The 17,765-nt window shown below is 56.2% G+C and carries 14 protein-coding genes; 3 read left to right on the top strand and 11 right to left on the bottom strand.

The window, feature by feature from the left end:
- Nucleotides 1-37 precede the first annotated feature (37 nt).
- Nucleotides 38-1,972 carry a murein transglycosylase gene (gene sltY / locus LH23_RS08435; protein WP_039290099.1) on the bottom strand — a complete coding sequence of 645 codons (1,935 nt, stop codon included), beginning with the start codon at nucleotides 1,970-1,972 and terminating at the stop codon, nucleotides 38-40.
- Nucleotides 1,973-2,214: 242 nt separating this feature from the next.
- Between sltY and ettA the strand changes: the two genes are divergently transcribed.
- On the top strand, nucleotides 2,215-3,882 hold the full coding sequence (ettA, locus tag LH23_RS08430) for an energy-dependent translational throttle protein EttA (RefSeq protein ID WP_008460109.1): 1,668 nt from the start codon (nucleotides 2,215-2,217) through the stop codon (nucleotides 3,880-3,882).
- A gap of 156 nt (nucleotides 3,883-4,038) precedes the next feature.
- Here ettA and nadR read toward each other — a convergent pair whose 3' ends face one another.
- The 3 genes from nadR to serB are packed head-to-tail and all read right to left on the bottom strand — an operon-like array spanning nucleotide 4,039 to nucleotide 7,692.
- Nucleotides 4,039-5,271, bottom strand: coding sequence for a multifunctional transcriptional regulator/nicotinamide-nucleotide adenylyltransferase/ribosylnicotinamide kinase NadR (gene nadR / locus LH23_RS08425; protein ID WP_039290095.1), 1,233 nt, complete (start codon nucleotides 5,269-5,271; stop codon nucleotides 4,039-4,041).
- A 46-nt stretch (nucleotides 5,272-5,317) separates the two neighbouring features.
- The gene (gene radA / locus LH23_RS08420) at nucleotides 5,318-6,700 is read right to left on the bottom strand and encodes a DNA repair protein RadA (protein ID WP_039290093.1); all 1,383 of its coding nucleotides are present in this window, start codon (nucleotides 6,698-6,700) and stop codon (nucleotides 5,318-5,320) included.
- 14 nt (nucleotides 6,701-6,714) lie between these two features.
- Nucleotides 6,715-7,692 (bottom strand): phosphoserine phosphatase, encoded by a 978-nt coding sequence (serB, locus tag LH23_RS08415; protein ID WP_039290090.1) that lies wholly within the window; start codon nucleotides 7,690-7,692, stop codon nucleotides 6,715-6,717.
- Between the two features lie 149 nt (nucleotides 7,693-7,841).
- Here serB and LH23_RS08410 point away from each other — a divergent pair, with 149 nt between their 5' ends.
- Together LH23_RS08410 and lplA are read left to right on the top strand one after the other, a co-directional pair.
- Nucleotides 7,842-8,477 (top strand): YtjB family periplasmic protein, encoded by a 636-nt coding sequence (locus LH23_RS08410; RefSeq protein WP_039290089.1) that lies wholly within the window; start codon nucleotides 7,842-7,844, stop codon nucleotides 8,475-8,477.
- Between the two features lie 74 nt (nucleotides 8,478-8,551).
- Nucleotides 8,552-9,568 carry a lipoate--protein ligase LplA gene (gene lplA, locus LH23_RS08405; RefSeq protein ID WP_039290086.1) on the top strand — a complete coding sequence of 339 codons (1,017 nt, stop codon included), beginning with the start codon at nucleotides 8,552-8,554 and terminating at the stop codon, nucleotides 9,566-9,568.
- A gap of 87 nt (nucleotides 9,569-9,655) precedes the next feature.
- Here lplA and deoD read toward each other — a convergent pair whose 3' ends face one another.
- From deoD to LH23_RS08370, 7 genes are all read right to left on the bottom strand, one after another.
- Nucleotides 9,656-10,375, bottom strand: a complete 720-nt coding sequence (gene deoD / locus LH23_RS08400; protein WP_008460099.1) for a purine-nucleoside phosphorylase — start codon at nucleotides 10,373-10,375, stop codon at nucleotides 9,656-9,658.
- A gap of 59 nt (nucleotides 10,376-10,434) precedes the next feature.
- Nucleotides 10,435-11,658: a phosphopentomutase gene (deoB, locus tag LH23_RS08395; RefSeq protein ID WP_039290084.1), complete on the bottom strand. Its 1,224-nt coding sequence runs from the start codon at nucleotides 11,656-11,658 to the stop codon at nucleotides 10,435-10,437.
- Nucleotides 11,659-11,710: 52 nt separating this feature from the next.
- Complete coding sequence (gene deoA, locus LH23_RS08390) at nucleotides 11,711-13,033, bottom strand: thymidine phosphorylase (RefSeq protein ID WP_039290082.1); 1,323 nt, start codon at nucleotides 13,031-13,033, stop codon at nucleotides 11,711-11,713.
- 250 nt (nucleotides 13,034-13,283) lie between these two features.
- Complete coding sequence (deoC, locus tag LH23_RS08385) at nucleotides 13,284-14,063, bottom strand: deoxyribose-phosphate aldolase (protein ID WP_039290078.1); 780 nt, start codon at nucleotides 14,061-14,063, stop codon at nucleotides 13,284-13,286.
- 345 nt (nucleotides 14,064-14,408) lie between these two features.
- The gene (locus tag LH23_RS08380; protein ID WP_039290077.1) at nucleotides 14,409-15,686 is read right to left on the bottom strand and encodes a NupC/NupG family nucleoside CNT transporter; all 1,278 of its coding nucleotides are present in this window, start codon (nucleotides 15,684-15,686) and stop codon (nucleotides 14,409-14,411) included.
- A gap of 171 nt (nucleotides 15,687-15,857) precedes the next feature.
- A complete protein-coding gene (locus LH23_RS08375) occupies nucleotides 15,858-16,634 on the bottom strand; it encodes a TatD family hydrolase (RefSeq protein ID WP_039290063.1) in 777 nt (258 codons plus the stop codon).
- Nucleotides 16,631-17,704, bottom strand: a complete 1,074-nt coding sequence (locus LH23_RS08370; RefSeq protein ID WP_039290061.1) for a patatin-like phospholipase family protein — start codon at nucleotides 17,702-17,704, stop codon at nucleotides 16,631-16,633. Before LH23_RS08370 ends, LH23_RS08375 begins: the two co-directional genes overlap by 4 nt.
- Nucleotides 17,705-17,765 lie beyond the last annotated feature (61 nt).

The following is a 17,765-nucleotide window of genomic DNA, read 5'->3' as shown; positions in this document are numbered from 1 at the left end:
TTAACTAGTACGGCAGCATAACATACTCTCCGCGCAATCAGTAACGCCGCTGCCACTCGCTGTCCGACAGAATCTTGTCCGGCTGCCCCATGAAATAGCGGTAATAGGCATCGTAGGCCAGCACGTTCTTCACATAGCCACGCGTCTCAGAAAACGGAATACTTTCCACGAATGCGATGGCGTCAATCCGCCCTGCGCTGTTACCCAGCCAGGTGCGCACACGCCCCGGCCCGGCGTTGTAGGCGGCGGAAGCAAAGATACGGTTGTTCTCAAACTGCTGGAACACGTACTGCAGGTAGCTGGTGCCGATATTGATGTTAGTGTCAGGATCCAAAAGCTGCACCGGGCTGCTGTAGCCTGGAATACTGAACATCTTCACCGTATGGGTCGCCGTGCCTGGCATAATCTGCATCAGGCCGCTTGCCCCCACCGGGGAACGCACTTTCGGGTTCCAGGCACTTTCCTGGCGGGCAATCGCCATCGCATAACTTTGTGGCACAGTTTTGCCGCTAACATAGCGGGCAAAGGTGCCTTTATAAGCCAGCGGGAAGCGCTCTTCGAGGTTATCCCACAGCTTGCCGGCAATGGTTGCCTGCACGCTGAGATCCCACCAGTCCTGCTCAAAAGCATAGCGCGCCAGCCCGGCCTGCTCCTGCTTGCTGCGGCTGGTGACCAGGTTTGCCCATTCGCTACGCGCGGTGTTATCCATATTCCAGTACATTAGCTCGCGGACGCGGGCCATTTCAGGCCCCTGCACCAGCGCCGGGTTCACAGGTTCAGCTTTATCCACGCGCAGTGGGTATTCTTCTCCGAGCCTTTGCGCGGCGACCATCGGGTAGAAGCCGCGCTGCTGCACCAGGGCACGAAGAATGCCTTTCGCTTCATCTTCACGTCCCCGCTCCAGCAGTAAATCAGCCTGCCAGTAGCGCCACTCGTCTTTCTCTTTGGCTTCCATCGGCAAACGCGCCAGCCAGGTGTTCAGTCCTGTGCGATCGCCCGCACCCAGCGCCATGCGCACGCGCCGCTCAATCAACGAGGTAGACTGGGAGCGCATAATGGCGTCATCCCGCCAGCGGGCCTGTTCATCCGTCACGTCGGTGCCCATCAATCGCCAGGCCACAACGTCACGCAATTCCTGCACCTGCTCCTCGGTCAGTTTCTGCGCCTGGGCCAGCGACGGGATCATCAGGCGAGCATTCTCTACATCCTGGCGGGCAACGCTTGCAAAGGCGATAGCGGCCGCCTGACGAGTGAAGTCCGTCGCCCCCACCGTATTGGCGAAGGTCAGCACCGTGCTGGGATTATTTTGCAGGCTGACCAGGGCGCTGGAGATGGTCTGATATTCCGCAGGCATCTGGTTCGCCAGCGCGTTCACCAGCGAGGTATTCCCCTCTTTCATCGCCAGGCGGATGCGCTCGAGGTAAGCCAGCGGATCTTGCGTACCGGAAGCTCGCCACGCCGAAAACAGCGCATCACAGCTCGATGGCTGGCTTTTTCCCGTCAGCCAAAGTTCTTTCGCTCCGGCCCAGGCTGCATCCGCTTGCCCGGTATTCCACTTGGCAAAGTAGTAATTACATTTTGCTTCGTTTGTAGCTGGCGGCTCGGGGCTAAAGGCCAGCAAGCCTCGCCAGTCCTGACGTCTGGCCAGCTCGTTAACAAACCGGGAGCTTAAGGTACGTGCCGGAGGCAGGGTTGGGTTCGCCTGGATAAACTGTGCCACAGCCACGGTCGGCTCGTTCATCAGGTCATCGGTGAGCTGACGGTATTCAAGATAAGGATAAAGGGGATAGGTTTGCAGCGTGGGCATAAGCTGCTGCACCACGTCCATTTGCTTGTTATCCCAGGCCTGTTTAATTTGCGCGTAGCGGTTGCGCTGCTCATCGAGAGAATCTGCACGTACCGCGCCGTTTAACATCACCAGGCTAACGCCCGCGGCAAGCAACTGCCATACGACTTGTTTGGCTTTTACCACACCTTCTCCTCATTATTTTCCTGACGGCATCATGCCTGCGCTGCAATAAGCGAATGCATTCATGCTAACCAGGGGAGACGCAATACGCCACGTCCGGAAGGGATATTTTGGTCATGAAACGTATAAAGACGCCCTGCCCGGCAGAAGCACGATACCCCGCTGGGATTAGACCGTGAAAACCGCTACACTTCGCCTTTGTTAAGTACCATCTTACATCACGATAAAAGAGGCAAAGTCGCACTGTGGCTCAATTCGTTTATACCATGCATCGTGTCGGCAAAGTTGTCCCGCCGAAACGACATATTCTGAAAAATATTTCGCTCAGCTTCTTCCCTGGCGCCAAAATCGGCGTACTGGGTCTGAACGGTGCCGGTAAATCCACCCTGCTGCGCATCATGGCCGGCATCGATACCGATATCGAAGGTGAAGCCCGTCCTCAGCCTGGCATCAAGATCGGCTATCTGCCGCAGGAACCTAAGCTGAACCCGGAACACACCGTACGTGAGTCCGTAGAAGAAGCGGTTTCCGAAGTGGTTAACGCGCTGAAAGGCCTGGACGAAGTCTACGCCAAATACGCCGAGCCGGACGCGGACTTCGATAAGCTGGCCGCACAGCAAGGCAAGTATGAAGAAATCATTCAGGCGCACGACGGTCATAACCTGAACGTGCAGCTGGAGCGTGCCGCTGATGCCCTGCGTCTGCCGGACTGGGATGCAAAAATCGAGAAGCTGTCCGGGGGGGAACGCCGCCGCGTTGCGCTGTGCCGCCTGCTGCTGGAAAAACCAGACATGCTGCTGCTCGACGAACCAACTAACCACCTGGATGCAGAATCCGTGGCATGGCTGGAGCGCTTCCTGCACGACTTCGAAGGCACCGTGGTGGCGATCACCCACGACCGTTACTTCCTCGATAACGTCGCCGGTTGGATCCTCGAACTTGACCGTGGGGAAGGTATTCCATGGGAAGGCAACTACTCCTCCTGGCTGGAGCAGAAAGATCAACGCCTGGCGCAGGAAGCCTCAACGGAAGCGGCTCGCCGTAAATCCATTGAGAAAGAGCTGGAGTGGGTTCGTCAGGGCGCTAAAGGCCGTCAGTCTAAGGGCAAAGCCCGTCTGGCACGCTTCGAAGAGCTGAACAACACCGAATACCAGAAACGTAACGAAACCAACGAACTGTTTATTCCACCTGGCGCACGCCTGGGGGATAAAGTGGTGGAAGTTAACAACCTGCGTAAATCTTACGGCGACCGCCTGCTGATTGACGATCTGAGCTTCTCCGTACCGAAAGGCGCCATCGTCGGCATCATCGGCCCGAACGGCGCGGGTAAATCCACCCTGTTCCGCATGATGTCCGGTCAGGAACAGCCTGACAGCGGCTCTATCACCCTCGGTGAGACCGTGAAACTGGCTTCCGTTGACCAGTTCCGTGACGCCATGGACAACAGCAAAACCGTGTGGGAAGAAGTCTCCGGCGGCCAGGACATTATGCGTATCGGTAACACCGAGATGCCAAGCCGCGCCTACGTCGGCCGCTTTAACTTCAAAGGCGTCGACCAGGGCAAACGCGTGGGCGAGCTGTCTGGCGGTGAGCGTGGTCGTCTGCATCTGGCGAAACTGCTGCAGGTTGGCGGTAACGTTCTGCTGCTCGATGAACCAACCAACGACCTGGATATCGAAACCCTGCGCGCGCTGGAAAACGCCCTGCTGGAATTCCCGGGCTGCGCGATGGTTATCTCGCACGACCGCTGGTTCCTGGACCGTATCGCGACCCACATTCTGGATTACCAGGATGAAGGTAAAGTCGAATTCTTCGAAGGTAACTTCACCGAATACGAAGAGTACAAGAAGCGTACCCTCGGCTCCGATGCCCTGGAGCCAAAACGCATCAAGTACAAGCGCGTAACCAAGTAAATGCAAAAGGCACCTTCACGGTGCCTTTTTTATGGCGAGTTCTTTTCCCCTCACCCCGGCCCTCTCCCCAAAGGGGCGAGGGAGAAAAAACGACAGGTAATTTTGTTTCTTCCCTCTCCCTCCGGGAGAGGGTTAGGGTGAGGGCCAGCGGAAACTTTACCGCTGCTCGCCCATCATCTCTTTCACCAGATCTACGCAGCGCAGGAAGCGCGAGTCATAGTCAGACTCTTCGACGTGAACAAACTCGATGTTGTTCTCTTTGAGCATCTCCACCAGCAGGTTCTGGAACGATTTTCTGTCCACATCGCTGCCGAGACTGCGTAAACCGTCGGCCACCCACGGCGTATTGTTTTCCAGCAGAATAACCAGGTCAAAGCGGTATTCGTCGATCAGCGCCTGTACAAACGGGTGCTCGCGGCCTTCATACTTCTTGCAGAAGGCCTGCGTGGTCACAAAGTCGGTGTCGATAAATGCCACTTTATTGGCGTACTTCACCGCAAAGTCGACGTACTGTGCGTGGCCGATGGCAATTTTATCGTAGTCCGAATATTGCAGCGCCATTTCGTCACCGCCAAGGTGCGAGAAGACGTAATCCCGCCCGTATTCCCAGGCACTGGTGGTATTGAAGATGTTGGCGAGCTTGTTCACCATCCACGATTTCCCGCTCGACTCACCGCCGAGGATCGCCACCGTGCGCACGAAGAACGGCTTTACCTCGGTAGGAATGTATTCCCAGTAGCGGAACGGGTTTTCACGGATTTGCGTACCGCTGATATTCATAAAGGTACGCTTAGGATCGACCACCACCGTTTCGATCCCGAGATGTTCGGTAAACTTCGCAGCATCCCCTTCTTCGGAGGTGTAGATCCGGTCTGGCGAAATACCTTTGCTGTCCATAAACGCTTTAATTCCGCGGCTCCAGACGTCCCAGCCGTGGGGATAAGGCTCCATCCCCTCCTCGTTAAAGGAGTGAATGCGGATATTCTTCTGGTATTTAAAGGTTTGCAGCAGCCAGCGCAGGCGGTCGCCGGTGGTTGGCTGCTGGGACATCGCGCTATCGTCAAACAGCGCGCGGTCGCGGGGCTCATCGTAGCCCATGATGATATGCAGCTCGTCCACCTGGCTACAGGCTCGCTGGATCAAATAGATATGCCCGGTATGCAGCGGATAAAACTTTCCGAACACCACGCCGACTTTCTTTTCACGACGCGGGAATTCCAGCCCAAGGAAGCGGTGCAGCGCCTCCAGTTTTTGCGCGCTGGGGCTTTTGATTTTCGCGTTCAGTAACTGGCTCAGGTAGCCTTTAGTCATGCCGCTGGCATCCGCAACCTGCTGTAAGGTACAGCCCTGCTGACGAATAGCCGTTTTAATATAGTCGAATGACGACACGCGCTGCCTCCTGCCGGAGCGGGAACGGTTCCCGCAAATTACTCAATTATAAGTCGTCGAATACAGAAAGCGCATCAGCAAGTTTTTTCACGCCGAAGACCTGCATCCCTTCAGGAATTTTTTTCGGTACGTTGGCCTGCGGCACAATCGCGCGCTTAAAGCCGTGTTTGGCGGCTTCGGAAATACGCTCCTGCCCGCTAGGTACCGGGCGGATTTCACCCGCCAGCCCGACTTCACCAAAGACCACTAAATCCTGCGGCAAGGCTCTGTCGCGCAAGCTGGAGACCATCGCCAGCAGCAATGCCAGATCGGCGCTGGTTTCAGTCACTTTTACGCCACCCACCACGTTCACAAACACGTCCTGATCGGCCATTTGCAGGCCGCCGTGACGGTGCAGCACGGCCAGCAAAATCGCCAGGCGGTTTTGCTCCAGGCCAACGGCCACGCGGCGAGGGTTGGACATCATCGACTGATCCACCAGCGCCTGGATCTCAACCAGTAGCGGGCGCGTCCCTTCCCAAACCACCATCACCGAACTGCCCGGCGTCACTTCATCGCCCCGGCTAAGGAAAATGGCCGACGGGTTGCTGACTTCACGCAGACCCTGCTCGGTCATCGCGAACACGCCAAGCTCATTTACAGCCCCAAAGCGGTTTTTATGGCTGCGCAGAGTACGGAAGCGGGAATCGGCGTCGCCGTCTAGCATGACTGAACAGTCGATACAGTGTTCGAGGACTTTTGGCCCCGCCAGAGAACCGTCTTTCGTGACATGCCCGACCATCACGATCGCCACACCTTTCGTCTTTGCAAAGCGCGTCAGGTAGGCTGCAGTTTCACGCACCTGGGCCACGCTGCCCGGCGAAGACTGCACATCCGCCATGTGCATGACCTGGATCGAGTCGATCACCATCAGCTTCGGCTGTTCATCCTCGGCGATCATACAGATCTGTTCGATGCTGGTTTCCGACAGCATATTGAGGTTTTGCGTCCGCAGGCCTAAACGGTGGGCGCGCATCGCCACCTGCTGAAGCGACTCTTCGCCGGTGACGTACAGGGTTTTCATCTGCTCGCTCAGCTTACAGAGCGTTTGCAGCAGCAGCGTTGATTTCCCTGCACCTGGGTTACCACCGATCAGAATGGCGCTGCCCGGCACTACGCCGCCGCCCAGCACCCGGTCGAACTCTTTAAAACCGGTGGAGAAGCGCGGCAGTTCTTCCAGGCTGATGTCCGAAAGCTTTTGCACCCGGCTGACGCCCGCGCTTCCGGCATAGCCAGAAAGGCGTTCGTTGCGGGCAACTTGTGGAGAAGCGGCGATGCGCACTTCGGTAATGGTATTCCACGCGTGGCAAGCGCTGCACTGCCCCTGCCAGCGCGGGTAATCCGCACCACACTCGTTACAAACAAATGCGCGTTTTGGAGCTTTCGCCACCTTTATACCTCTTGTTAACGTTCTTCCTGAATCAGGCTGCCGGAAAGGATGCAGAACACGCCCATCAGATCCGCATGGCGGATACTGACTTCGCTCTTCTCAATCACCTTCGGTTTAGCATGATAGGCAATTCCCAGGCCTGCGGCGTGGATCATGGGTAAATCATTGGCCCCGTCGCCAATCGCAACAGTCTGCGCGGCGGGGATTTCATATTTTTCGGCCAAACGCTTCAGGGTGGTCGCTTTGAACTTTGCGTCCACAATCTGCCCCAGCACTTCGCCGGTCAGCTTGCCGTCGCAAATCTCGAGTTCATTGGCGACGACCGCCGTCAGATTTAATGTGTCGCGCAGGTATTCAGCAAAGAAGGTAAATCCGCCAGAGGCAATTGCAACTTTCCAGCCCAGCGTATCGAGATTGTGTACCAGAGACTTTAGCCCCGGCATCAGCGGCAGCTCGTCGCGTACCTGGCGCAAAATATTGGCGTCCGCGCCCTTCAGGGTTGCCACGCGCTGGCGCAGACTGGCGGTAAAGTCCAGTTCGCCACGCATTGCGCGCTCGGTGACTTCAGCCACCATTTCCCCCGTTCCCGCCAGCTTGGCAATCTCGTCGATGCACTCGATCTGAATAGCAGTGGAGTCCATGTCCATGACCAGCAGGCCCGGCGTTTTTAAATGTGGGATTTTACCCAGAGGTGCCACGTCCAGCCCGGCGTCATGCGCAAGCTTGGTGGCTCGCGGCGTTAAAGAGCCAGCCAGACGGATGACCTGATAATCTTCCACACACCAGGCGGTCACAATCACCATCGCTGCACCCAGCTTACGCTGGTATTTGGTCAGGCATTGTTTGTCCAGATTACGCCCGTACAGGAGCCAGCCACTGCGGCCAGCGCGGTAGTCCAGCGGCATCACTTCGTCACCGCTCAGGGAAAGCGGCAACCCAGGCCAAAGTGAAACATCGTTAGGCAAATCGCACCAGGTCAAACTGTTTGGCATTGCGGCTCCAGAATCAAGTAAACATACCCTTTTGCTGTCGAAATTAGGGGAAATGGCAGAAAGGTATCCGGGTAAAAACAACGCATGAGGCTACCTTGTCCGCCTTGCTTCTGGCAACATTAAAGTACGCAATTTTCCAAAGGTGCATCATGGTTCGGGTAAAATTTAAATTTCGGCTCCACCGCGCAGTGATTGTGCTGTTCTGCCTCGCACTTTTGGTAGCGCTAATGCAGGGCGCATCCTGGTTCAGCCGGGGCAGCCAGCAGGCGCGAAACGTTCAACTGGAGGAGCTGGCCCGTACCCTCTCCCGCCAGGTCGCGTTTAATCTGGTACCGGTAATGAGAACTGAGAACCCGGATGAAAAGCGCATTTCCACCGTGCTTAACCTTTTGACTAAGGATAGCCGTATTCTGGACGCAGCCGTGTACGACAGCGAAGGTGACCAGATTGCGCGAGCGGGGGAAAACATTGAGGTTCGCGACCGTTTGGCGCTGGATGGCCAAAAAGCCGGCAGCTACTTCAACCAGCAAATTGTCGAACCTATCTCCGATAAAAGCGGGCCTATCGGCTACCTGCGCATTACCCTGGACACCCATACCCTTGCCACCGAAGCCAAGCAGGTGGACAACACCACCAATATTCTGCGCCTGATGCTGCTGCTTGCAGTCGCGATCGGTATTGTGCTGACCCGCACGCTGCTGCACGGCAAACGTACCCGCTGGCAGCAATCGCCGTTCCTGCTGACCGCCAATACCAAGGTCACGGAAGAAGACGAAACGAAGTAAAGCTCCCGCGGTAAATTTGCCGCGCCATCTGCATGGTAAGATAACGCCTTTATTCTGGGACAAGGATCTTTGTTATGTCGACTTTGCGTTTGCTTATCTCTGACTCTTACGACCCGTGGTTTAACCTCGCCGTTGAAGAGACTATTTTTCGGCAGATGCCCGCCACCCAGCGGGTTCTGTTTCTATGGCGTAATGCGGACACGGTAGTCATTGGCCGCGCCCAGAACCCGTGGAAAGAGTGCAATACCGGGCGCATGGAGCAGGACAACGTTCGGCTGGCAAGGCGTAGCAGCGGCGGTGGCGCAGTGTTCCACGACCTCGGTAACACCTGCTTCACGTTTATGGCCGGCAAGCCGGAATATGACAAGAGTATTTCCACGGCTATCGTACTGAACGCGCTGGCGAGCCTTGGCCTGAAAGCCACCGCATCGGGGCGCAACGATCTTGAGGTCGAGACCGCCGAAGGTACGCGCAAGATTTCCGGTTCCGCCTACCGGGAAACCCTGGATCGCGGGTTTCATCACGGCACCCTGCTGCTGAATGCCGATCTGAGCCGCCTGGCAAACTACCTTAATCCCGATCCGAAAAAGCTCCAGGCCAAAGGCATTACCTCCGTAAGAAGCCGGGTCGCCAACCTCAGCGACATCAAGCCAGGACTGACCCACGAGCAGATAGCCGACGCGATTACGGCAGCGTTTTTCACTCACTACGGCGAGCGTGTAGAAGCCGAGCATATCTCCCCGGAAGCGCTCCCCGATCTACCAGGCTTTACCGAAACCTTTGCCCGCCAGAGCAGCTGGGAGTGGAATTTTGGCCAGGCGCCAGCTTTTACGCATCTGCTGGACAACCGCTTTAGCTGGGGTGGCGTTGAGCTGCATTTTGACGTCGAGAAAGGCCATATCACCCGGGCGCAGGTCTTCACCGATAGCCTGAATCCGGCACCGCTTGAAGCGTTGGCTACACGACTAAAAGGCTGCCTGTACCGCAGCATTCTGCTGCAGCAGGAGTGTGAAACGCTGATTTACAGCTTCCCTGAACAGGAAGCCGAACTCCGGGAACTTTCCGCCTGGATTGCTCAGGCCGTTCGTTAAGCGAGCCACCGAAGTCTCTCGCTCATATGAATAGATATCTGGCATAAAAAAGGCGCCCTAAGGCGCCTTTTAAACGAGAACAAAAATTTACTCTTTGTCGCCCAGCAGGACGGATTCCAGAGCAATTTTGATCATGTCGTTGAAGGTGGTCTGACGCTCAGCGGCGGTGGTCTGCTCGTGAGTACGGATGTGGTCAGACACGGTGCAGATGGTCAGCGCTTTCGCACCGAACTCAGCCGCTACGCCGTAGATCCCGGCAGCTTCCATTTCCACACCCAGAATGCCGTATTTTTCCATCACGTCGAACATGGACGGATCTGGCGTATAGAACAGGTCTGCAGAGAAGATGTTGCCCACGCGAGCGTCAACGCCCAGCGCTTTTGCCGCATCAACCGCGTTGCGAACCATATCGAAGTCCGCGATAGCCGCGAAGTCGTGATCCTTGAAGCGCAGGCGGTTAACTTTAGAGTCAGTACACGCGCCCATACCGATAACCACGTCGCGCAGCTTAACGTCCGCACGAACCGCACCGCAGGAACCCACGCGAATGATTTTCTTCACGCCGAAGTCGGTGATCAGCTCTTTCGCGTAGATGGAGCAGGATGGGATACCCATGCCGTGACCCATAACGGAGATCTTACGGCCTTTGTAAGTTCCGGTGAAACCGAGCATGCCGCGCACGTTGTTCACTTCACGCACGTCTTCCAGGAAAGTTTCCGCGATGTGCTTGGCGCGCAGCGGGTCACCCGGCATCAGTACTACGTCAGCGAAATCGCCCATTTCTGCGTTAATGTGTGGCGTAGCCATTGTGTATTCCTTGATTTAAAAAGTTAGCAATCAGGCGGGCAACCGCCCGCCCAAAGGGATCACAGCATGTTTTTGCCGTAGTCCATGTCGGAAAGACCGAAGTACTTCGCTACCGTCTGGCCGATATCCGCGAAGGTTTCGCGGTGGCCGAGGGAACCGGCTTTCACTTTCGGGCCGTAGATCAGCACCGGAATGTGCTCGCGAGTATGGTCGGTGCCTTGCCAGGTCGGGTCACAGCCGTGATCCGCGGTGAGGATCAGAATATCGTCCTCTTTCAGCAGCGCCATCAGCTCCGGCAGGCGACGGTCGAACAGCTCAAGGCCGCCCGCGTAGCCAGCGACGTCGCGACGGTGGCCCCAGGAAGAGTCAAAGTCTACGAAGTTGGTGAACACAATGGTGTCGTCGCCGGCTTCTTTCATCTCTTTGATGGTCGCGTCGAACAGCGCATCCAGACCGGTTGCCTTCACTTTTTTAGTGATACCGCAGTTGGCGTAGATGTCCGCAATTTTACCCACGGAAACCACCTGGCCGTTTTTCTCATCAACCAGCTTCTGCAGCACGGTGGCGGCAGGTGGCTCGACCGCTAAGTCGTGACGGTTACCGGTACGCTGGAAGTTGCCAGCTTTATCGCCAACAAACGGACGCGCGATAACGCGGCCAATGTTGTAGCCGCCTTCGGTCAGCTCTTCACGCGCGATTTCGCACAGCTCATAAAGCTTATCCAGACCGTAGGTTTCTTCGTGGCAGGCAATCTGGAACACGGAGTCAGCAGAGGTGTAGAAAATCGGTTTCCCGGTTTTCATGTGCTCTTCGCCCAGCTGGTCCAGGATCACGGTCCCGGAAGAGTGGCAGTTGCCGAGGTAGCCCGGCAGATTGGCACGCTTGACCAGTTTGTCCAGCAGCTCCTGCGGGAAGCTGTTTTCGTGATCGCTGAAATAGCCCCAGTCAAACAGAACCGGCACGCCAGCGATTTCCCAGTGGCCAGACGGGGTGTCTTTGCCGGAAGAAAGCTCGTGTGCCCAGCCGTAAGCGCCGATAACTTCTGCGTTACCGTCCATGCCTGCGGCCACTTTGCCGGTGGAGCCTTCATGAGCTTTGACCAGCCCAAGACTAGTCAGGTTAGGCAGGTTCAGGGGGCCTTTACGGCCTTTGTCAGCTTCGCCTTTGGCGCAAGCCTCCGCGATGTGACCGAGGGTATCAGAGCCGACATCTCCGAAGCGCTCTGCGTCTTCGGTAGCACCGATGCCGAACGAGTCCAGCACCATAATAAACGCACGTTTCATATTATTCTCCGTACCTTGTGCTCTATAAAATAGGGATCAGATCAGTATACCGTTATTCAGTGATTCGGCGATAGACCGTTGGTGTTTCCTGCGGTGCTTTTTCGTCAATGCTGATTGCCGCTTTCACTGCCTTCGCAGCTTCCTGCCAGCTGGCTTCGTCTTTCGCGTGGATCACCGCCAGCGGACGTTCACCGTCGATAGATTCTCCCAGACGCGCCATGTCGGTAAAGCCGACGCTGTAATCAATGGTGTCGGAAGCCTGGCGACGACCGCCGCCCATCGACACTACCGCCATGCCCAGCGCGCGAGTGTCCATCGCCGAGACAAATCCGGACGTTTCGGCATACACCGCCTTGCTCAGCATCGCCGTTGGCAAGTACTTCGCATAATTTTCAACGAAGTCGCTCGGGCCTTTCTGCGCGGCAACCATTCGGCCAAACACTTCGGCCGCTTTGCCGTTGTCCAGCACTGCCTGCAGTTTCGCACGAGCTTCCGTATCGTCTTTGGCGAGCTTGCCGGAAATCAGCATTTCCACGCACAGCGCCATCGTGACGTCGAACAGACGCGGGTTACGATATTCACCCGTCAGGAACTGTACCGCTTCACGGACTTCTACGGCATTACCCGCGCTGGAAGCCAGCACCTGGTTCATGTCCGTCAGCAGTGCGGTGGTCTTCACGCCTGCGCCGTTAGAAACGCCAACAATAGCCTCTGCCAGTTGGGCTGACAGCTCATAAGTCGGCATAAATGCACCGCTGCCAACTTTCACGTCCATCACCAGCGCGTCCAATCCTTCGGCCAGTTTTTTTGCCAGAATGGAAGCGGTGATAAGCGGGATGGAATCCACCGTCGCGGTAATGTCGCGGGTGGCATAAAAACGTTTGTCTGCCGGTGCCAGCGAGCTGGTCTGGCCGATGATGGCCACGCCGACGTCCTTAATAATGTCGCGGAAGCGGTTATCGTCCGGGAAGATATCGAAGCCCGGAATCGCCTCCAGCTTGTCCAGCGTCCCGCCGGTGTGCCCCAGGCCACGGCCTGAAATCATCGGCACATAGCCACCGCAGGCCGCCACCATAGGGCCAAGCATCAGCGATGTCACGTCGCCCACACCGCCGGTGGAATGTTTATCTACAATCGGGCCGTTAAGGTTAAGGCTTTTCCAGTCCAGTACGGTGCCGGAATCCCGCATCGCCATCGTCAGCGACACCCTTTCCGGCATAGTCATGTCGTGGAAGAAAATGGTCATCGCCAGAGCAGCAATTTGCCCTTCAGAGACGGTGTTGTCGCGAATACCATTGATAAAGAAGCGAATCTCTTCGTCACTCAGTACCAGGCCATCACGTTTTTTACGAATAATTTCTTGTGCGAGAAACACGGCAACCCCCTGGGAAATGCGGGTGAAAGGCGGCGGAAAACCCGCCGCAATTAAAGATTACTCTGGATAATTCGAGTCGCAGGACAAAACGATTAGCGTTTTGAACAGTGCTTGCACTGGCCCCCTGGGGTGAGGTCCAAATGGACCGAATCACACGGCAAAAGAGCTCATCCCCAGGAGCTTACTGAAGTAAGTGACTGGGGTGAGGGAGTGCAGCTAACGCACCTGCGGCTTGAAGTATGACGAGTAATTAATAGCTGCTGGCGCTTTTACCGTCCCCATGGCCCAGCGCTTTCAGCAGGCTGGCTAACAGGCTGGATGCCCCGAAGCGGTAATGACGGGAGTCGGCCCAATCGGCACCGAACAGATCGTCTGCGATAGCCAGGAACTGCGCAGCATCTTCAGCAGAGCGAACACCACCGGCTGGTTTGAAGCCTACGGTTTTTTCCACGCCCATATCGCGGATCACTTCCATCATGATGCGAGCGCTTTCTGGAGTAGCGTTAACCGGCACTTTACCAGTCGAGGTTTTGATAAAATCGGCCCCGGCTTTAATCGCAATAGCAGACGCTTTGCGGATCAGTTCTTCGGTCTTCAGCTCGCCGGTTTCGATGATCACTTTCAGCAGGACGTTAGCGCTGGCACAGGCGTCTTTACACGCTTTCACCAGATCGAAGCCTACCTGCTCGTTACCGGCAATCAGCGCCCGGTATGGGAATACCACGTCCACTTCGTCCGCGCCGTAAGCGATAGCGGCACGAGTTTCTGCCAGCGCGATGTCGATATCGTCGTTACCATGTGGGAAGTTGGTCACGGTCGCAATACGGATGTCCGGGGTGCCCTGCTCTTTCAGGGTTTTACGGGCAATTGGGATAAAACGCGGGTAGATACAAATCGCAGCGGTGTTACCGACTGGGGTTTTCGCCTGATGGCACAGAGCGATGACTTTCTCGTTAGTGTCATCGTCGTTCAGGGTAGTCAGATCCATCAGTTTCAGCGCACGCAGGCTGCTTTGGGTTAAATCGGTCATAACGCTCTCCAACAAAAGGGAAATAAGTCTCCGGCCTGGAAACTCAACACGTTGGAGCGGACTTGGTTCCTTGAAGAAGAGTGGTCACCTGGGTCACCCTCACGTTGAGATCCTTCTCACCGCACATTGCCGGTTGCAATGTTAGAATTCTAACACCCACCACCGATGCAATTTTGTGTCTCGCCTCACAAAAGCCAAAGCATGAATTGCAAGTTTTCATAGAGTATATGTGATTAAAGGAACAAAATAACGCGCTAAATTGCGCCAGGAAGCAAGAAAATGGCTGACAGAGCGCCAGCCATCAGTTACCGCTGAATGTTATTATTATAACATTTTTATTGCAGGCTACAGCGCCAGGAAAAGCCCGGCGATGGTGGCACTCATCAGGTTAGACAGCGTCCCCGCCGCCACTGCCTTCATGCCCAGCTGAGCCACATCATGCCGACGGTTTGGCGCCATGCTGCCCAGGCCACCGATCAGAATGGCGATAGAAGAAAGGTTAGCAAATCCGCACAGCGCGAAGGAGATAATTGCTTTGGTATGGCCGGACAGCACCTGCAGACCCGCCGCAGCCACTTCAGCATCATCCTTCAGGTAAGCGCCAAAGTTCAGGTAAGCGACGAACTCGTTGATGATCAGCTTCTGGCCGATAAACGAGCCCGCGACAGTCGCCTCGCTCCACGGCACGCCTATCAGCCAGGCGACCGGGGAAAACACCCAGCCGAGCATCAGCTCCAGCGAAAGCTGCGGATAGTTGAACCAGCCGCCGATACCGGACAGCATTCCGTTCAGCAGCGCAATCAGCGCCACAAACGCCAGCAGCATCGCCCCGACGTTCAGCGCCAGCTGCATCCCCGAAGCTGCACCAGAGGCCGCCGCATCCAGCACGTTAGCCGGGCGGTCCGGGTCGTTTTTCATCGACTCCAGTTCCGGCGTGTCGTTCGGGGTTTCCGTTTCAGGCAGCATGATCTTGGCAAACAGTAGCCCGCCCGGCGCGGCCATAAAGGACGCGGCAATCAGGTATTCCAGCGGCACGCCCATCTGCGCATAGCCCGCCAGCACGGAACCCGCCACGGAAGCAAGACCGCCGCACATGACGGCAAACAGCTCAGATCGGGTCATCGTGGCGATATAAGGGCGCACAACCAGCGGCGCTTCGGTTTGGCCAACGAAAATATTCGCCGTCGCCGACAAGGATTCAGTGCGCGAGGTTTTCAGTACCTTACGCAGGCCACCGCCAAGAATCCGGATCACTAACTGCATCACGCCGAGGTAGTAAAGCACGGCGATAAGCGAGGAGAAGAAGACGATAATCGGCAGAACGCGCAGCGCGAAAATAAAGCCGCCGCCGCCAAAAACCTCAAACATTTTGTCAGAAACCAGCCCGCCAAACAGGAAGGAAATCCCTGAGTTGCCGTAGGCGATGACGTTAGCCACCCCTTCAGACATCGCGAGCAGCACCTTACGCCCGACCGGAACGTAAAGGATCAACGCCCCGATACCGATCTGGATAAGCCACGCGCCAATGACGGTGCGCAGGTTGATCGCCTTGCGGTTGCTGGACAGTAAAACGGCGATCAGCAGCAATGCCACCATGCCGACCAATCCCATGAGTATTTGCATACAGTATCCCTGTGTATCAACTGGAAAGATTCGGGCTTTAGCAGCCCCTTTTTAGCGCGCGGATTATAACCACAGGGACGAGAAAAGTGCCGGAGCAATCACGTGTAGGACGAAATGTATAGAAACATTTACATAGCATGGTGATGAGCGTCACACTTTAAGCGTGACTCATTAAAAGGCGAATAATTCGTCTGCGTTGTTTTTCAAGGCATTAGCAATGATTTCTGCGGGCTCCGGGCGTAATTCACACAGCGTATCGAAGACCTTTGCGGCACGTTCCGGGCGGTTGGGCTGCCCCTGCCAGCCGTTCAGCGGCATATCCGGTGCATCGGTTTCCAGTAACAGCGATGAAAGCGGTAGCCGGGCCATCACATCCCGGGTTTTGCTGGCACGCGGATAGGTGATGGTACCGCCGACACCAATGCGATAGCCCATCGCAATAAACCGTTCCGCCTGCTGCAAGCTCCCGGCAAAACCGTGCACCACGCCGGTTCTGGGCAAATTGTGGCGCTTCAGGTGCAGCGCCAGCTTGTCGTGAGTACGGCGGGAGTGAAGCAGCACCGGCAGGTCGTAACGCTTTGCCAGCTTCAACTGCTCACCTAGGATAAACTCCTGCCTGTCGAGCTGCGGATCTTCACGATAAAGATCCAGCCCAATCTCACCGATCGCGATCAGCTTCTCCGGCTTTTGCCGCAAAAGATCTTCCAGCGTGGCCAGCCCTGTTTCATCGTGCTTTTCAATCACAATCGGATGCATGCCCAGAGCGGCATAAAGCGCAGGGTAGCTCTGCGCCAGCGCGAGTACGCGATTGAAACGCCCGGCTTCTATTGCAGGCACAATGATTTTACGAACCCCAGCGTCAGCGGCCAGCGCGAGACTGTGCTCTTCATCCCCGGTAAAGGGGGGAAAATCAAAGTGGCAATGGGTGTCGTAGAACGTAAAACTCACGCAAGATCCTCATTATCAAACGCCGCATCATTCGCCTGCAGGCCAGGGCTAATCGGTTTAACCAGCGATTCATTTGCCGCCGCCGCCGGGGGGATGACCAACGGGCCTGGCGTATTAATACGCGGCAAATGGCGTCTTAACGGCGGCTTAGCCACCAGCAGTTTGCCAATGGTGGCCAGGAAATAGCGCCCGCACAAGCGCCCCGTTTGATAATCCGCCGTCAACGAAGGCAGGCGGCTGCCGAGCGCGCTGCTTAATAGCGCTTTAGGTGGATAAATCTCGAAGATTCTCAGTTTACCTGGCGGCTTCTCAATGAAGTTTTGGATCTCACGGTAGCTTTCTTCGTGGTGCTGTACCAGGTTCAACAGCGGCTGCAGACTGCTTTCGCCCAGCCAGCGCTCCATATGTTTGAACCATTGCGGCGTGTAGTACATCTGTGAAGGCACGGTGCGAATGACCACCAGCGTTTCCGCCCCGCGATTAACCGCCTCCCGCACCGGTACCGCATCACTGATACCGCCGTCCTGGTAGCTCACGCCGTCAATATCCACGCCTGAGCGATAAAAACCGGGAATAGCGCTGGAGGCTTTCAGCAAATTTAGCCAGGTATCTGCGGTCGGCGAAAAATAATTCGCCGTATAGTCATCACTGCGGCAGGCACACATAAAGAACTCTTTTCCCTGCTCAAACAGCGGGTCGGCGCTGGATATCGACAGCGGCAGCCTGGCGGCGGTCGACTCAATCAGCCAGTCGAGATCGATCAGATGTCCTCCGCGCGCAAAGCGGAGTGGATTAAAGAAATCCCTCGTCGTGGTAAACCGCGTGATGACGCGGCGCGCGTATCCCGGCTGATTGCAAACGTAAGCGGAGAGATTCTGCGCCCCGGCAGAGGTGCCAAGGAACAGATCAAAGGGGTTGAATTCCGCGCGCATAAACTCATCCAGAACCCCGGCCGTAAAGATCCCGCGCTGCCCACCCCCTTCACAAATCAGAGCGAGCTTTCCAGGACGAAAAGATTTAGTCGCCAGCGGCGCAATATTGCCGAGCGTAACGGGTATACGATTTCCCACCCTGCTTTCCTGAATTCTGTTGTTGTGAATTTCTACCCTATACCCATAGCGCGCTAAGTAA

Origin of the sequence: Cedecea neteri, from assembly GCF_000758305.1 — a bacterium.
Classification (GTDB): Bacteria; Pseudomonadota; Gammaproteobacteria; order Enterobacterales; family Enterobacteriaceae; genus Cedecea; species Cedecea neteri_C.
The sequence above is the reverse complement of the archived record's forward strand: the minus strand, read 5'-3'. Positions and strand labels throughout refer to the sequence as shown.

Coding starts and splice junctions, on each gene's coding strand:
- serB (WP_039290090.1), bottom strand. CDS start 7,692: ATGCCAAACAGTTTGACCTGGTGCGATTTGCCTAACGATGTTTCACTT.
- LH23_RS08410 (WP_039290089.1), top strand. CDS start 7,842: ATGGTTCGGGTAAAATTTAAATTTCGGCTCCACCGCGCAGTGATTGTG.
- lplA (WP_039290086.1), top strand. CDS start 8,552: ATGTCGACTTTGCGTTTGCTTATCTCTGACTCTTACGACCCGTGGTTT.
- deoD (WP_008460099.1), bottom strand. CDS start 10,375: ATGGCTACGCCACACATTAACGCAGAAATGGGCGATTTCGCTGACGTA.
- deoB (WP_039290084.1), bottom strand. CDS start 11,658: ATGAAACGTGCGTTTATTATGGTGCTGGACTCGTTCGGCATCGGTGCT.
- deoC (WP_039290078.1), bottom strand. CDS start 14,063: ATGACCGATTTAACCCAAAGCAGCCTGCGTGCGCTGAAACTGATGGAT.
- LH23_RS08380 (WP_039290077.1), bottom strand. CDS start 15,686: ATGCAAATACTCATGGGATTGGTCGGCATGGTGGCATTGCTGCTGATC.